A 14808-nucleotide genomic window follows, 5' to 3' on the forward strand; every position below is an offset into this window, starting at 1 on the left:
TACATAGACGTGGGTATTCACTGAGTTTAATTTTGATATGGAGAAGGTTTTATTGTGAATGAATTAAACAGAAGAATAAAAAAGAAAAGTATTTGGTCGCTGTTGTTTGTTTTGATCCTGACAGGTTTTGTTGGTGCAATAGTAGGTTGTAGCAATATTCAGGAAAGTTCCGGCAATCAACAGAAAAACTCCAATCGGGGGCTTGAAAGTACCTCGGGCCAGCTGAGCGGCTATGCTGAAAAATTATATCAATATCACGGAACTTACACCGGTGATAACTCTAATGTAGGGGCAATAGTTCATGCGCTTGATTATACCGATCTACCCATAAAATCCTTTGAGCTGAAAACGGACAGTGAGCCATATGGGATTACGGTCAACTATCAGGTTGACTGCCGAGCTAATTACCGTTTTAGGGAGGATATTGAGACCGCATGGAATAAAAATGCAGCCGTGATGTTCAGCTTGATTCCCAACGACAGTGAGATTTGGTTCAGGCTTTACGATTCATATGGTGACTTTGACGGGGCCTATTACAATAGGGAAAATTTAAGCGACCGGTACGGTATGGAGTATTTTACAGCCGATACGGTGAAACAGGCGGTGGCCAGCCCGGATTCTTTCGCGAATTATCTGAATAAGGTTTCAGCTATAAAAAACATCGAGGATTCTTACAGTAAATTACAAAAGCAAAGTATGGAGAGGGATAAGCAGATCTATTCCGTGATTGGAGATGACCGTGAAATTACTCCAAATAGCGGCGTTAATTTCCCGGTAACTATAACGGACGATTTTGTTGTGAGTCCTCCCATAAAAGAACTTACCGATCAAAAAGAACTTTTCACGCAATACAAAGGCAAAAAAATTGAGTTTACAATCTATAATATCAATAATTTTAAATTAAACAACGCGACATTTTATCTGTTTGCTTTTGACGGAACAAAAATGATTGCTTATACCGACTTAAAAACAGCCGCATCCGAGCAAAATGCCATCAAGACGTTAACCGCGTTACAGGGAAACGTCAAAACCCAATAATGGTAAAAGAATTGATTTTAGCTTAAGAAGGGAAAGGGATTCCCTATTTCAAGATTGGAAATAGGGTTCTATTTAGCAAAACTGGCTTGTCTGATTGGATTGTTCACAGTGCAGAAAATAATTACGAGTATTAGAAAAAAATAAGGATGTGGATCACATGGCGGGAATTGGTATCTTGGTAATACTAATTTACATTGCATTAATTGTACTGGGGATATATCTTGTGATAACTGCAATTAGATTTTTCAGAGATAAAACCCAAAATGATCGCGAGTTGTTAAAGAAAATGGATGAGTTAATTCGGTTACTTAATGAAAAATTGGATAATATACGCTAGTCTTGGGATTGGCTGCGGATTGTTTCTGGGAGTTGGACTCACACCCGCAACGGCGGGGATTGGTGGGATTGCTGTTGGTGCGTAAATGAGGAGTTAACTTGAAAAAAACTTTAGTAATCGTTGGGCTTATCAGTTTTTTGTTTATTATCTTAATAGGATACGGTAATAAAAGCATTTCTACCAACAATAATAATTCATTACAACCAAAACAAGTAATCGAAAACTACTTTAAATACTATAATCAGAAAAATAGGCAGGGGTTGTTATCCACCTTTACAAGCTGGCATGACCAATCTAACATGGTTCTTGGTTTTAAGAATCTAATATTCATAAAGCTTTTGAGAATTGGAAATAACGATATGACCACAGTTAATGGTTATTTGGCGTGTGGTCGTGGGAAAGTTAACGGAGTTAAACCGAACAATGTTGTGGCGTACAAAGTCACTTATGTATCCGTGTATAGCAAAAATACTCCACCGTGGTCAAGTGGATTGCAAACTGAATATTTTACTTTGATTAAAGAAAGTGACAATGCACCGTGGTTAATAGATGACATGGGTCAAGGTTAAAGGAGGTATCTGCCATAAGAGGGTGGGATATAGTGATAAAAGATAAGGCGAAATTTCTAGTAGTTTTAGTTGGTATTATACTGATAATTGGGGCTTACGGATTTTCCGTTTACACTAATAGTAAAGCATACATTGCGAACAAAGATTTAACGCACGATGAACTAACAAAATGTATTGACCAATACCGGTAATTGTCAAGATAGTTGTCGCATTTGACCAAAATTACTTTATTACACGATGTGTTAATTACGACGAAAACAAGCCCGGACGCTCGGGCGCTTGCCAGAAGGAACTTTTGTGATCTGCGGATCAAAAAGTCCATTCGGTCCTTTAGCGTATTTGTTCGCTAGTGTCACTGGGATGCTAGCGCGCATATCCTCAGCCTTCGGCCTCCGGTATCCCGCGTGCACCCTGACACTTAACTCTTTACTTCGATGAAACAGCCCCTATGATGCATCCGTTTTAGACTCAACTCGATCCTCGTCTTGAGACTTCTCTGGATTAAGCCACACTTCATTCGGCAAGGTCCAGTTCCTTGTTTGTCGTGTCCAGCGTTCTGGATGACGGGCTTTCGCAGCCTCATAGAGCTGGTGCCGTTTCTTAAGTATCTCTTCACCCTGGCCACTGTGACGTTGGTGTGGTGTAAGAAATTTGATCCCACTATGGTGATGGTTGTAGTTGTACCAATGGACGAATTCCTTGACCCATGCCCTGGCATCATTAATCGTAGCAAATCCTCCGATTGGATAGCTCGGGCGGTATTTACAGGTCCGGAAAATGGACTCTGAATAAGGATTGTCGTTGCTAACCCTTGGGCGACTTCGAGAAGGCGTAATACCCAATTGATAGAGTGTTTCCAGCATTGATGCTCCTTTCATGGGGCTACCATTATCGGAATGTAAGACCAAAGGTTCTTCTTGTCGGGTTATATTCTGGGCCATGACTGCTCGCCGAATGAGTTGACTGGCATGTTCTGCACTTTCTTCGAGCCAGACTTCCCAACCGACAATGTCTCGACTAAAGATGTCCAGGATAAGGTATAAGTAAAAGTAGAGCCCTTTAGCAGGTCCGGGGAGATACGTAATATCCCACGACCATACACGATTCGGTTCGGTAGCGCAATGCGTGGCTTTAGGCTTGCTGGAGGGGGCCTTACAACGACCACGATGATTCTGTTCACCGGCTTGGCGCATGATTCGATAGAAGGTTGATTCGGAGGCGATATAGGTACCTTGATCCGCAAGAATCGGGACAATCTCACTGGGCGGCAAACTTTTAAATTCAGGTTGATTGACGATTTCTAGAATCTCCTTGCGTTCTGCTTCCGTAAGTTTATTCGCCGGTTCAGGACGCTTGGTCAAGGGTCTCTGATCGGATCCATGTTCCACGGCTTTACACCAACGTTGAAAGGTTCGTACGGATATACCAACTTCTTCACAAGCAAGCTGTTGGTTTGCTCCGCTTGCTACTGCTTCTTCTACCAGCTTAATAATGATGTCGCGATTTGCAGTGCTGGTCAGACCTCCTCGTCCTTTGGTCCCCAAATCGCATTGGCTTTTTTTCTTAGCACAAGCAGGGCTGCCGTTTCAGCTAGCGCTGACTCTTTTCGCTGAAGTTCTTTCTTAACCTGTTTTAGCTCTTTCTCTATTTCTTTTTCTCGCCGTTGTGCGAGGGCTAGTTCCTGAGCCACACCGCCGTTGGCCTGCATGCAGTTGTCCTGCCAGGACTTGACCTGTTCAACATACAAACCCTTCTTACGACAGTATTCCGCGAATTCAATTTCACTAAGGGTGGATGTCTCAACCACGATGAGGAACTTGTCGCGTGTGCTCCACTGCTCACTTTGCTGTTCACCAGCAGGGGCAGCAAAGCCCTTTTCACGTATTTCCTTACGCCATAGCTTCAATGTCCCTTCGGGGACACCTGTCTCCTGCTGAATCTGACTGAGAGACTGATTGTTTGGCGGTAACATCTTTGTAATAATAGAGTTTTTCAACTCTTTGGGATATCTCATATCGTTTTCCCCTCCTGTGTTCCTTCAAGGATACTTTTCTTTAGTTCCTACGTCAACTATCCTAACACAGGGGGATACTGGTTTCAGGGTGAACCAAAAAACTTTACTATTGCGTTAGAAAAAGATGTTGACAATTTGCATCTACTGCTTTTGTCATACCAACCAACCCCAAATTTTCCTCAAGTGACTGGACTAGCGGCATTTAAACGTCTGCCAAATAATAAATACAAATATGATATCTTCTTTCAAGGGTCCCCTATAGTATTGGTTACAAATGAAGGGACTAATTCAGAGAAAGATTATGGCGTATTTTTCGGCATGATTACCAATAATCAACCAACCAAGTATTTAATTAAGGTTGATGGTGGCAATGAGTTTACCGATACTATTGAAAAGAATGAGTATTTTATCAGGGTATATGATTTGAACAAGCATAAAGGGTTTGGAATGCGACCAATTTATAACTAAGCGTAAGTCGTAATTAACTTCGCAGTGTTCTAAATGATATGCAGAAATGCACCCCCCTCGAAAAATGCACCCCCCTTTGCAAAGAGCGAGTGTATCGTTAATTTGTATCAATTATTGAGTTATTAGACAAATAATCTATCATCTATTGATAAAAAGAATTTTATCAACTGGTGAATTTATTTTATCTTAAAGTGCAGTAATATAGCCGCTCCTGCGTTATGCGAGAGCGGCTTTTATAGTTTTGTGGCATAGTATGTTGGTGATGACAAGATATTACCCTGCATTTATCCGTGGAGTTTGCCGGGGTAATCGTTGAAACTTAGCAGGGGGTGTGCATAGCCAACAGGTAATCGTTGAAATATTGGGGGTATAAATAATATATCTTAGTTGTTAACCACTGTAACCCCAAACAATCAAGAGGGGCTATAAAGCCTAGCAGTTTCACGGTTACCAAACAAAAAAATCCGATAGCGGTACTCCAGTTAGAAATCATAGACATCCCTCCCTCGAATGTTAGCTATCATGTTACAGTCCCGAAAGCAGGGTTTCGTACAAGCGATACCAATTCTCAGCGATTTCTTGCTTTGAAATCAATCAAAGAAGCCGTCTGTATCAAAGATATGCCCAAGCTCGTCATCATTTATTGCGCGAGTTACTTTATCACGGATAGCGCTCTTTGACATGTCAAGGCGTTTGAATCTCGGTCTATTGGATGCGTCGCGGCCTTCTCTTATAAGCTGAATACGACCTACGCCGGGATTTTGACGCGCATATTCGGCGAAGCCTTTAGCTTTCCCAAGGTTGTCCGTTCTTGTGGGATCGTGCGGTTCGAGAATGTCGATAATATATCCGCCGTTCTCGTCTTTCCGGATAATAATGAAATCCGGGTAGCTAGGCTTTTTGACTCCATCTTTTTCATACGGAATACACAGAGACCATGATTTTCTAGACGGGTTCCGAAGCCAGCAGACGAAGTCCGGTCGAACAGACTCTTCATCCAAAACGCCTTCTTCCCAAGTATTCAATGCGATAGTTGCTGTGCCTTCGTCACCGACAAAAAGATGGTTAAAATAAACACGTCCACCTGCATTACGTTCACAAGTTATGGTTTCGGGTAATGTAAAATTGTGTTCGCTGACAATATCACCGTCAGATACAATATCGTTGTATTTTTTCTTGAAGCGAGTGGAAAGTGACGTCGTGCGGCGACGGTATGTGTCGTTCATCTGATGGAAATGGTCTTTTGCATAAGAGTTGAGCGCCGCAATGCAGTCACTGTCAGCTGCATAAAGAATCACATCAATTTTGTAGGCATTTGGATTGTCTTCTTCCTCGTACTGACGACCATACTTGATTCCGACGCCTTCATTACCGAGCTTCGTTTCGGCAAGTCTGAACTGCCTATCCAAATCGGTATCTGTGGCAGAGAACAGGTCATGAATGGCATTATTATCAACGCTTTCACCAAAGACATCAAACACCTGCGTGTTCAGCTTGAACTGCATCACTTTAGCAGCCAACTCGGAGTATTTTCCGGTTGCCTTCAGCGTCTCAATGTGGTCGTGAATCATACCAACAATATCGGTCACGACTTCATCGTAAGCACCGGCATGGATTTGAGACTGGCTAAACAGATGTGCCAGCGCAAACAGAGAATGAAGGTAATTGTTGATGCGCACACTTCTGACATCATAGGTCAAAAGACCAGCATCATTGATTGCTTTCATGACATCCTCGCGGTCAAACGCCGATTCAACTTCCGGCACTTCCTCTGTCGCAGCTTTAGAAGGTGCGTCAGGCTGATTTGTATCAGCAGGAGCATGTACTTTGTCGTGTGTCTCAGGGGTCTGAGCCGACGTAATGTGATTGCTGGAATCTGATGGCGCAGAAGTTGCGATATGCGTTTCAGCAATATTCGTTCCCTCTGCCGGAGTGCTTTCACCGGAAGGCTGCTGAATGTCTGTAACGGTAAGCTGTCCTGCCACCTGCGGTATCTGGCGAGGCGCAGTATTCACCTGTGGAGTTCGTCTCGGCCGTACTGTGAGCGTGTCAAAAACCCTCTCGCCGAAAGACTCGCCATACACCTCTGTCGGGATATTGCCGCCCTCGGTACTTTGAAGAGCTTCGGCAACATCATTAACTGTATCGGCATTGAAGTACGGCAAAAACAGATGGACATCATTCAAAACATCGTCCACCATGATATGCATTTGCATAGGTGTTCTTACCATGCGTCCCAGAAGCTGCGCGATATAAGTCGAGTCGTTTGCGTGACGGAAGGACATCATTGTTTCTGCACGAGGGCAATCCCAGCCGGTAGAAAGGTTCTCCTTGAAGAACACCACCTTGATTTTTCTATCCTCCGCGATTCGAGAGGGCTCACAATAGCAAACCTCTATACCATTCAACGTGAGAGACGTGCTTGTCTGTCCAAAGGTGTGGACAACTTCTCCGTACTGGAATCGCTCTCCAGTGCGTTCTTCAATCTTCCGCAGGCAATCGTCCAAATCAGTAGCGGAGATCTGATTTCCGCTACCATTCTGCACCTGAACAATAAAAATAGGATTTACATAGGCGTAGTGCTGCTCATAGCAATACTGTGTCCAATGCTCCCATTTCTGCTTCCAATCGTCCACAGCAGCCTGAAGCACAGCCATATCGTTGTTGATAGTATCCGGATAAGTTATAACGATTCTATCCTTCAGCAGACCGGAGGCACGAACCTCGTCTGCCGTAGTCACGACATAATGCGTTGTGGACATGATACCGGCAGCGAGATTGTTGAAGCGTTCCGGGGTCGCGGTCATACCGATGACAACAGGCATTGCCGGAAGTTTGTCCTCCGGACTGCCTTTCAGGAACTTCTGCATGATTGTAGTTGCGCGGGCAGCATCACGGCCTTGCATACCACGGTGCGCTTCGTCGATAATGAAATAGAGCCTGTCGGATTTTTCGCGGACAGTATTACCGAGTGTCTCCCAAATGGTATAAGTTCTGCCATCACCATGCTTTGTCAGGTTGCTTCCTTTACCCAGCTTCTGTGTGTTGAGAAAATAGATGTTGCCGTCCTCCAGTATTTCTTGGTCAAAGGACTCATCCGCAATAATGGTGCACTTATCAAGGCGGATTTTGTCCGCCTTCATGTCAATCTTATTTTTTGACTGTTGATTCAGTTCCGGAGAATCGGAAAGCCATACTAAGATGGCGTCAATCTGGTCCGGATATACTTCATCTCCGAAAAAGATGCTTTCAATCAGAGCGGACATAACGATTGTTTTTCCTGCACCTGTGGGCGCGGTATAGGACACGATTTGAGGAGTATGGGTGCGACGATAGCTGCCTAGAGCTTCTGCGGTCTGGGCTCTCAGATTGCTGAGGGCCAGCTTCTGAAACGGGAATAATTCAACTTTCATCTTACTTACCTCCTCGCGTTGATGCGGAAATTATCCAGATAATCACGGTAGAGCTGATAGGTGTACTTCACTTTGAGACCGGAAATCATCTCTCTGTATGCTCTCTCTGAATCCGTAACAATGAACACGGTTTCAATTCCGGGATGCTCGTCGAGCTCCGCTTCAAATTCCATAAGGTCGCTTTCATTGGCAAGCACGGCCATTTTGTTCTGAGGTAGAATCAGCATGTCAGGGATTTCACTGCCATCGAGCTCCGGACGCTTGCCAATAGCACCTGCTTTGAGCCACAATAGCGGCAGGATTTCCATAAATTGCTTTCCCATAGCAACGTCGTTTTTATCAAGAAAACCCAGCTTGAAGTATTCACAATTCGCTGGGAAACCGTCGGACATTGGACGATCACTGCCAATGTAATCGCCCTTCAACGGATTACCATTGATATCATGACCTTCTATACTGCAAACGGTACGTGGCCATGTGACATATTGAGCAATGCCGAGCTTTTCCCATTCTGAATCACCGGGTTGATACCCTTGTGCAGTCAGTTTTTTTGCTTCATCAGCAGACACCTCATTATTGGTGACCATGATGCAGCGACGGTGCCCGCCGTCCCCAGCATTAAGAAGATTAACAGCGTGTAGTGTTGTGCCAGAACCAGCAAAGAAGTCTACAACCAAAGCATTGGGATTATCCGCTGTGAAGAAACGGATAGCGTCTTGAACAGCATATAGGGATTTCGGAAAATCAAAACGCTTTTCTCCTATTAATTTGTTTAGCAACTGTGATCCAAAATATGTAGCATTGTGTGAAGGAATATCCCATTGGGTACCCGGAATAAACGTCCGAGCTTCTTCCATGTCGCCCTCAACAATTGAACCATCATCACGATATCCTGCAATTTTGAAGACTCCATTTTCAACTTTCTTTTGCTCCCCATTAGCCAGGTATGTCAATGCCATTCCTTTATCGGTAAATGCACCTAATCTAACATAACCTTTTTTATATATCTCTAATAAATTATCCCGTCCAATTCTCCACCTTCCTTCCTCTCCATTTGAACGAATTGGCCAAATAATTCTTGTGCCTTCCGGAGGCTCAACTGAGGTACGATCAACATCTCTCTCAATTGATTGTCCAATTTCAACGATTTTCGTGCCATCTTGATTTACATATATTGGATAGAACATATTTGGTCTATCAACACGCCGTGCACCAGTCCCGGAGCGCATCAGCTGATTCCATACCAAGGCTTCCTTTTTTGATGTTTTAGTGTGACCGCGCCACTCTTCTGATAGAGCGAGTGCTACAGGCGAAGATTTTCCCATCTTAACAAAATATAGAAATTCGTTTGAACGTGAAAATTCATCGCCTCTTGTTACACCTGCGGAGTTAATAACACTACTCACCATTTGGATTCTCGCTTCAGGAAACATCTCTTCCAGCAAGCAGCCGAGATGCAGATATTCCTTTTCGTCAATGGTAATAATCATTACGGAATTATCCGGATTCAATATCCGCTTCGCTATCTTCAAGCGCTTCTGCATCATGGAAAGCCACTTGCTGTGCCTCCAAGCGTCTGACGAATCAACGTAATCGTTGTTGTACTTCCAATCACGTGCACCTGTGTTGTAAGGAGGATCAATATAAATGCAGTCCACTTTCTTGGGATAAAGATATTCCAAGAGCTGCAAAGCGTGATAATTATCCGCTTCGATAAGCGTATGCCACAGGTTACTATCCGGCGCGTTTTCCACAGAATTCGTAGGCTGCAGGGCAGGTTAGATCGGCTCACCAAACTGTGCTACGGGCACCAGTTCCGAAAGTGCGACAGTTTCAGTTTCGCCGGTAGAAAAATGGAGGCACAGAGCCTCTTCACCATTAATCCTGGTTACGCGGAATATATCATTAATAGGTCCGGCCTTCTTTGCCACGGTACTTCCTCGTTTTATGGAAATTCCATAAAGAGGAGTACACTCCGGGATGTGCTCTTCAAAAACAAGGCCGAATTTCTTTTGTTTGCTCAGGCGGGCAGCTTCCTGCAGCAGCCGCTCTTGTAAGGTTTTATCCTCCACCTGATTGATTAAATCGGTTAATGCAGCCATAATTTTGCTCCTATCTATAGGTTGTCACTAAAATACTACGCTCATTGCTGTCCCATATAACGGACTTACTTCCCGTCTGGTAATATCTCCATGATGTCGGCTATGTCACAATCCAAAGCAGTGCAGATTTTCTGCAATATTTCAGTATTTACATTTTCGTTTTTTCCAAGTTTTGTAATGGAGGCGGAGCTGATACTGGCAACTCTTTGCAGATCTTTTTTCTTCATGTCCTTATCAATTAATAGTTTCCAAAGTTTTTTATAGCTAATAGCCATCGAAATCACCTCTCCACAGTGGTAGGTCATGATTAAATATATTTAAGCATACCATATCAACACTATGAAAACAATCAAATATCTTTACGTTCGCTCGATTTTTATTTAGAGATCATTGAATGATTCTTTGCATAGTGATACAATTTATTTATTTATGAAAAGGATTTTTTCTGACGCCTATACTCCCAATACACATTTAAATAAGATGATTTACGGAGGGATGGAGATGGCCCAAAGTTGTTCGATTAAAGAATATATAACACATCGTTTTTATGACGAGCTGTTCGATGCAGTATCCGGCTATCTTGAACAGAATCATCGGGATTTGGATGTCTCCTCTAGAAAAGTGCGTCAAATCGACAACGCCGAATTATCAAATATCGAAATTAAAAACGTTTTTGTAGATAACCTGCCTGGCATGAAAATCGCCTTTTACGTTCTTTTGGAAGCGGAATTTGAGATATCAGAGACTGACAGGCATACTGACCGTTATGATGAAAAAATACAATGGTTTAAGATCTCATGTGCTGGTGACCTCTCCCGCAATCTTGATGATTTTTCAATCTTCGCAATTGAAGAATACAATAACAAAAATAAACGACAAAACCCTATGTCGGATTCGCTGGTGCCAATTATAAAAAGCGAACAATTAGAAGAGTTTGCCAAAGACTTTTTGGAGCGCTACTATCAAGAAGCTCTATATAAGCCCATGGCTATCGATCCTGATATCCTAGCCAAACGTATGGGGCTTTCGATCCAGCTAAAACATATAACCGCAGATTTTACCGTTTTTGGTCAGGTCTTCTTCACGGATTGCGAAACGGAATATTATGATAAAGAAAACTCAGAATTTACTAACATCCAAGTAAGAAAAGGTACCATATTCGTTGACCCGGATTCCTTTTTCCTTCGTAATCTGGGATCTGTCAACAACACTATTGTTCACGAATGCGTACATTGGGATAAGCACAGAAAAGCCTTTGAATTGGAACGGCTAATGAGAATGCCACCCAGATTAAATGCCAGGTGGTCGGTGGGATAAAAGATAACAAAATCCGGTCGGCAACCGACTGGATGGAATGGCAGGCAAATGCGCTTGCTCCGCGCATCCAAATGCCATATACCCAGACAAAAATCAAGGCGGCAGAATTTATAAGAAAATATTTAAAGCTGTTTCCGGGTTGCGAATCTATTGACATCATGGAAGCTGTCATCGATGAGGTGGCTCTTTTCTTCTGCGTTTCACGTTTCGCTGCAAAAATTCGCATGGTTGATCTCGGGTTTGAAGATGCAATCGGCACGTTTACATATATAGACGGGCGTTATGTCAAGCCGCATGCATTCAAACCAGGTACGCTCAAACGGTACCAGACCTATTCAATCAGCGAGCGGGATGCAGTGTTTGAAAGTTCTATGAATCCGGTGCTACGAGAGAAAATACAAAGTGGCAACTACCTCTTTGTTGATTCTCACTTCTGCATAAATGATCCAAGGTACATAGCATACGATGGACACGACCAGGCTTTTCTGACTGACTATGCGAGGTACCATATCGACGAATGTTGCCTTGTTTTTGATTTGACTATTCAGAGAACTGCCAACAGTTATGGCAAGGAGTTCTATACGGAGTGCGTTCTCTATAGGGACGCCACATCCGATATTATATTTGAAGCACACTACTGTGATTCAAATATCAATGACGATGTCGACGCCCAGACGAAAGCCATCATCGCTTACAATAAGGAACTTGCTGAAGTTATGCAGAATCTGCCCGGCGGGTTTTCAGGGGCACTGAAGTCGCTCATGGCTTGGAAAGAGAAAACAGTCGAAGAGCTTGCGGGAGACTGCTGTCTTGATCCCAAAACTATTCAAAGAATGAGAAACAACGAAGAATATGAGACCACGATTGAAACCATAGTCGCGATTTGTATCGCTTTGCAATTACCGCCAGTGGTTAGCGAAGCGCTAATTAGCCGGTCGGCTTGTTCACTCGGTGTCAGCCCGAAGCATCTGACATATCGGTTTTTACTCAACTCCTGCTACACGAAAACGGTTATAGAATGCAACGATATTCTCAGAAGGTTAGAACTTGACCCGTTAACAAAAGAAAAGTAAAAAATATTCGCCCAACCCAGACATTCTGTGTCCGGGTCTTTTTTACACTTCTACGCGATAATTTACACTATTTGCCCCTAAAAACGAGTCCATACGACCCGTTTTTAGGGGCTTTTTTCATGTATTCAATCCAAATCAGGCGGACATTTCATGCCCGTGTGGACAAACCTTTTTACTTATAAAATCGAGTTGGCGGTTGGACAAGGATCCCTAATAAACAATCTGGCATTTGATGCTGACCGAAGAAAATGAAGGCCAAAAGGCTCCCGTTTTAAAAAAACGCGAGTTTTTTGGCAGATTGTCATGCCCTTTTCTCGCCCGAGAAAGGGGCTTATTTATGCCAATCAATGACAATCAGCAGCCAAAAAAATCAATATTAATCAACTACAAAGACACCGATGGCAAAATTCTCGAACTTGAAGTGTCCGAAAAAGTCGGTACCTTCTACCTGGAGTCAACCGAAGCAGAAAAGAAAAACGACCGCAAAAATTCACGTCCTGATCGTCACTCCCAGCTATCCACATTTGAATACGAGGACATCCGCTACTTCAGTGATGGTACAGACCTGCTTGCGGACTTAATCGAATCTGAAGTCATCAGCCATGCCATGACCTGCCTGAACGATCGACAACAGTACCTGATCCGCAAGTGCTTGCTGGAAGGTTGGTCATACACCGATCTCGCCATACTGGAGGGCAAGGACGAATCAGCCATACGCCATGCCGTGGATCGCGCCAAGAAGAAACTCAAAAAGTTTCTGGAATAGGCAGTCCGATTCGGCCCTTTCTCTTGGCTTACATCAGAAGGCACAAACAAAACCAGCCTTCAGAAAGGCAAGGTGATTCACATGAGACACACACTCAGAATCAGTGTTTCGAAAGAACCGCCAGGCGGAGGGATCGTCGGCTGCCGACATGTCACCATACGGGAGCGACTGGTTCGCTTTCTGCTGGGCGATAAGCAAAGACTGACGGTCATCGTTCCCGGCGACAGCGTAAAGACGCTGTCCATAGTTGAGGTGGGAGGTGAAAACGGTGAGCAAAATCAAGCTATTACTTGATGTGGTAGAAGGGATGCGCTCTCTGGCGGACAGCATCCAGTTGGCAGCGGAGGCGATGGCGGGCAAAGAACCTGCCGAACCTGCACCTCAGCAACCCCCGGCTGCTGAAACGATGCCCGCGGTTAAAGCAGTTTCGCTCGAGCAAGTACGAGCCGTGCTGGCAGAAAAAAGCCAAGCTGGGTTTACCGTAGAGGTGCGTGGGCTTTTGGAAAAGTACGGTGCGCCAAAACTAAGCCAGATTGCCCCAGCAAACTACGCTCCTCTTCTGGCAGATGCGGAGGAACTCAAATGAGCGATCACGCAATCCTATCCGCGTCCGGAGCGCACCGCTGGATAAACTGTACGCCATCCGCAAGGTTGGAACGGGAATTTACAGACAACAGCGGCGAGGCGGCTGCCGAGGGCTCGGCTGCCCATGCGCTTGCAGAACACAAGCTGCGAAAAGCCCTCAAGATGCGTTCGAAAAAGCCAACCTCCCAGTACGACTCAGATGAAATGGATGCCTATACGGACGGATATTTGGAGTTCGTGCTAGAGATCAGAGCAGGACTAAAGCAGTCCTGCTCTGATCCTACGGTCCTGATCGAGCAGCGCCTGGACTTTTCCCGCTTTGTACCAGACGGCTTTGGAACAGGCGACTGTGTGGTCATCGGGGATGGAACACTTCACATCGTCGACTTCAAGTACGGTCAAGGAGTCTTAGTTCACGCAGAAGGCAATCCACAGATGAAGCTGTACGCCCTCGGTGCCTTGGATCTTTTTGACGGCATTTATGACATCAACGAGGTGGCCATGACCATATATCAGCCGCGCCGGGAGAACGTCAACACATACACAGTCTTTAAGGAATCGATCTACCAGTGGGCAGAAGATGTCCTGATACCAACAGCCAAGCTAGCCTTTGAGGGCGGCGGTGAATATTGTTGTGGTGACTGGTGCAAGTTCTGCCGGGCGGCAGTCAAGTGTCGGGCGCGTGCTGAGGAAAAGCTTAACCTTGCAAGGTTTGAGTTCTCCTTGCCACCGCTTCTTACCGACGATGACATTGAAGGTATGCTTGCAAAGCTGGACGACCTGTCATCCTGGGCGAACGACATCAAATCCTACGCGCTGGAAGCCGCGGTCAGTCACGGCAAACACTGGAACGGCTTCAAACTGGTCGAAGGTCGATCAAATAGGAAGTACAAGGACGAACTAGCCGTCGCAGAAGCTGCAAAGGCAGCTGGTTACCGAGATATCTACAGACAAAGCCTGATCACCCTCTCTGAGATGGAAAAGTTAATGGGCAAGCCAAAATTCAGCGAAATTTTCGAGAGACTCATTGAAAGATCGCCGGGAAAACCGGCGCTGGTACCCATAACCGACAAACGCCCGGAAATCATTACATCCGCAAAACACGATTTTAAGGAGGAAATGTAAC

Annotated in this window: 13 protein-coding genes; 8 read left to right on the top strand and 5 right to left on the bottom strand. The window is 44.5% G+C overall.

Annotation, left to right across the window (positions count from 1 at the left end; translation table 11 throughout):
• Positions 1–54: 54 nt before the first annotated feature.
• Together ACYQ2N_RS19865 and ACYQ2N_RS19870 are read left to right on the top strand one after the other, a co-directional pair.
• Complete coding sequence (locus ACYQ2N_RS19865) at positions 55–1038, top strand: DUF4825 domain-containing protein (protein WP_460001154.1); 984 nt, start codon at positions 55–57, stop codon at positions 1036–1038.
• Between the two features lie 435 nt (positions 1039–1473).
• The gene (locus ACYQ2N_RS19870; protein ID WP_460001155.1) at positions 1474–1944 is read left to right on the top strand and encodes a DUF4829 domain-containing protein; all 471 of its coding nucleotides are present in this window, start codon (positions 1474–1476) and stop codon (positions 1942–1944) included.
• A 446-nt stretch (positions 1945–2390) separates the two neighbouring features.
• Here the strand turns inward: ACYQ2N_RS19870 and ACYQ2N_RS19875 are convergent.
• A protein-coding gene (locus ACYQ2N_RS19875) for an IS3 family transposase (protein ID WP_460001156.1) occupies positions 2391–3958 on the bottom strand; the annotation gives its coding sequence in 2 pieces (ribosomal slippage) (positions 2391–3479 and positions 3482–3958; 1566 coding nt in all).
• Positions 3959–4093: 135 nt separating this feature from the next.
• Between ACYQ2N_RS19875 and ACYQ2N_RS19880 the strand changes: the two genes are divergently transcribed.
• Entirely contained in the window at positions 4094–4426 is a 333-nt protein-coding gene (locus tag ACYQ2N_RS19880) for a hypothetical protein (protein WP_460001157.1), read from the top strand.
• A gap of 590 nt (positions 4427–5016) precedes the next feature.
• Here ACYQ2N_RS19880 and ACYQ2N_RS19885 read toward each other — a convergent pair.
• The 4 genes from ACYQ2N_RS19885 to ACYQ2N_RS19900 form a co-directional block, all read right to left on the bottom strand.
• Complete coding sequence (locus tag ACYQ2N_RS19885) at positions 5017–7839, bottom strand: DEAD/DEAH box helicase (protein ID WP_460001158.1); 2823 nt, start codon at positions 7837–7839, stop codon at positions 5017–5019.
• Between the two features lie 5 nt (positions 7840–7844).
• A complete protein-coding gene (locus tag ACYQ2N_RS19890) occupies positions 7845–9593 on the bottom strand; it encodes a site-specific DNA-methyltransferase (protein WP_460001159.1) in 1749 nt (582 codons plus the stop codon).
• A gap of 24 nt (positions 9594–9617) precedes the next feature.
• A complete protein-coding gene (locus ACYQ2N_RS19895) occupies positions 9618–9941 on the bottom strand; it encodes a hypothetical protein (RefSeq protein ID WP_460001160.1) in 324 nt (107 codons plus the stop codon).
• Between the two features lie 65 nt (positions 9942–10006).
• Positions 10007–10216: a helix-turn-helix domain-containing protein gene (locus ACYQ2N_RS19900; RefSeq protein ID WP_460001161.1), complete on the bottom strand. Its 210-nt coding sequence runs from the start codon at positions 10214–10216 to the stop codon at positions 10007–10009.
• Positions 10217–10442: 226 nt separating this feature from the next.
• On the opposite strand from ACYQ2N_RS19900, the gene ACYQ2N_RS19905 reads away from it, so the two are divergent.
• From ACYQ2N_RS19905 to ACYQ2N_RS19925, 5 genes are all read left to right on the top strand, one after another.
• Complete coding sequence (locus ACYQ2N_RS19905) at positions 10443–11258, top strand: hypothetical protein (RefSeq protein ID WP_460001162.1); 816 nt, start codon at positions 10443–10445, stop codon at positions 11256–11258.
• A gap of 32 nt (positions 11259–11290) precedes the next feature.
• The gene (locus ACYQ2N_RS19910) at positions 11291–12331 is read left to right on the top strand and encodes a helix-turn-helix domain-containing protein (protein WP_460001163.1); all 1041 of its coding nucleotides are present in this window, start codon (positions 11291–11293) and stop codon (positions 12329–12331) included.
• A gap of 337 nt (positions 12332–12668) precedes the next feature.
• Positions 12669–13097: a sigma factor-like helix-turn-helix DNA-binding protein gene (locus tag ACYQ2N_RS19915; RefSeq protein WP_460001164.1), complete on the top strand. Its 429-nt coding sequence runs from the start codon at positions 12669–12671 to the stop codon at positions 13095–13097.
• Positions 13098–13365: 268 nt separating this feature from the next.
• Entirely contained in the window at positions 13366–13683 is a 318-nt protein-coding gene (locus ACYQ2N_RS19920) for an rRNA biogenesis protein rrp5 (RefSeq protein WP_460001165.1), read from the top strand.
• Positions 13680–14807, top strand: a complete 1128-nt coding sequence (locus ACYQ2N_RS19925; RefSeq protein ID WP_460001166.1) for a DUF2800 domain-containing protein — start codon at positions 13680–13682, stop codon at positions 14805–14807. The genes ACYQ2N_RS19920 and ACYQ2N_RS19925 overlap by 4 nt, the downstream gene beginning before the upstream one ends.
• Position 14808: the final 1 nt, after the last annotated feature.

Source organism: Paradesulfitobacterium aromaticivorans, from assembly GCF_054657415.1.

Coding starts and splice junctions, on each gene's coding strand:
- ACYQ2N_RS19885 (WP_460001158.1), bottom strand. CDS start 7,839: ATGAAAGTTGAATTATTCCCGTTTCAGAAGCTGGCCCTCAGCAATCTG.
- ACYQ2N_RS19895 (WP_460001160.1), bottom strand. CDS start 9,941: ATGGCTGCATTAACCGATTTAATCAATCAGGTGGAGGATAAAACCTTA.
- ACYQ2N_RS19900 (WP_460001161.1), bottom strand. CDS start 10,216: ATGGCTATTAGCTATAAAAAACTTTGGAAACTATTAATTGATAAGGAC.
- ACYQ2N_RS19905 (WP_460001162.1), top strand. CDS start 10,443: ATGGCCCAAAGTTGTTCGATTAAAGAATATATAACACATCGTTTTTAT.
- ACYQ2N_RS19910 (WP_460001163.1), top strand. CDS start 11,291: ATGGAATGGCAGGCAAATGCGCTTGCTCCGCGCATCCAAATGCCATAT.
- ACYQ2N_RS19915 (WP_460001164.1), top strand. CDS start 12,669: ATGCCAATCAATGACAATCAGCAGCCAAAAAAATCAATATTAATCAAC.
- ACYQ2N_RS19925 (WP_460001166.1), top strand. CDS start 13,680: ATGAGCGATCACGCAATCCTATCCGCGTCCGGAGCGCACCGCTGGATA.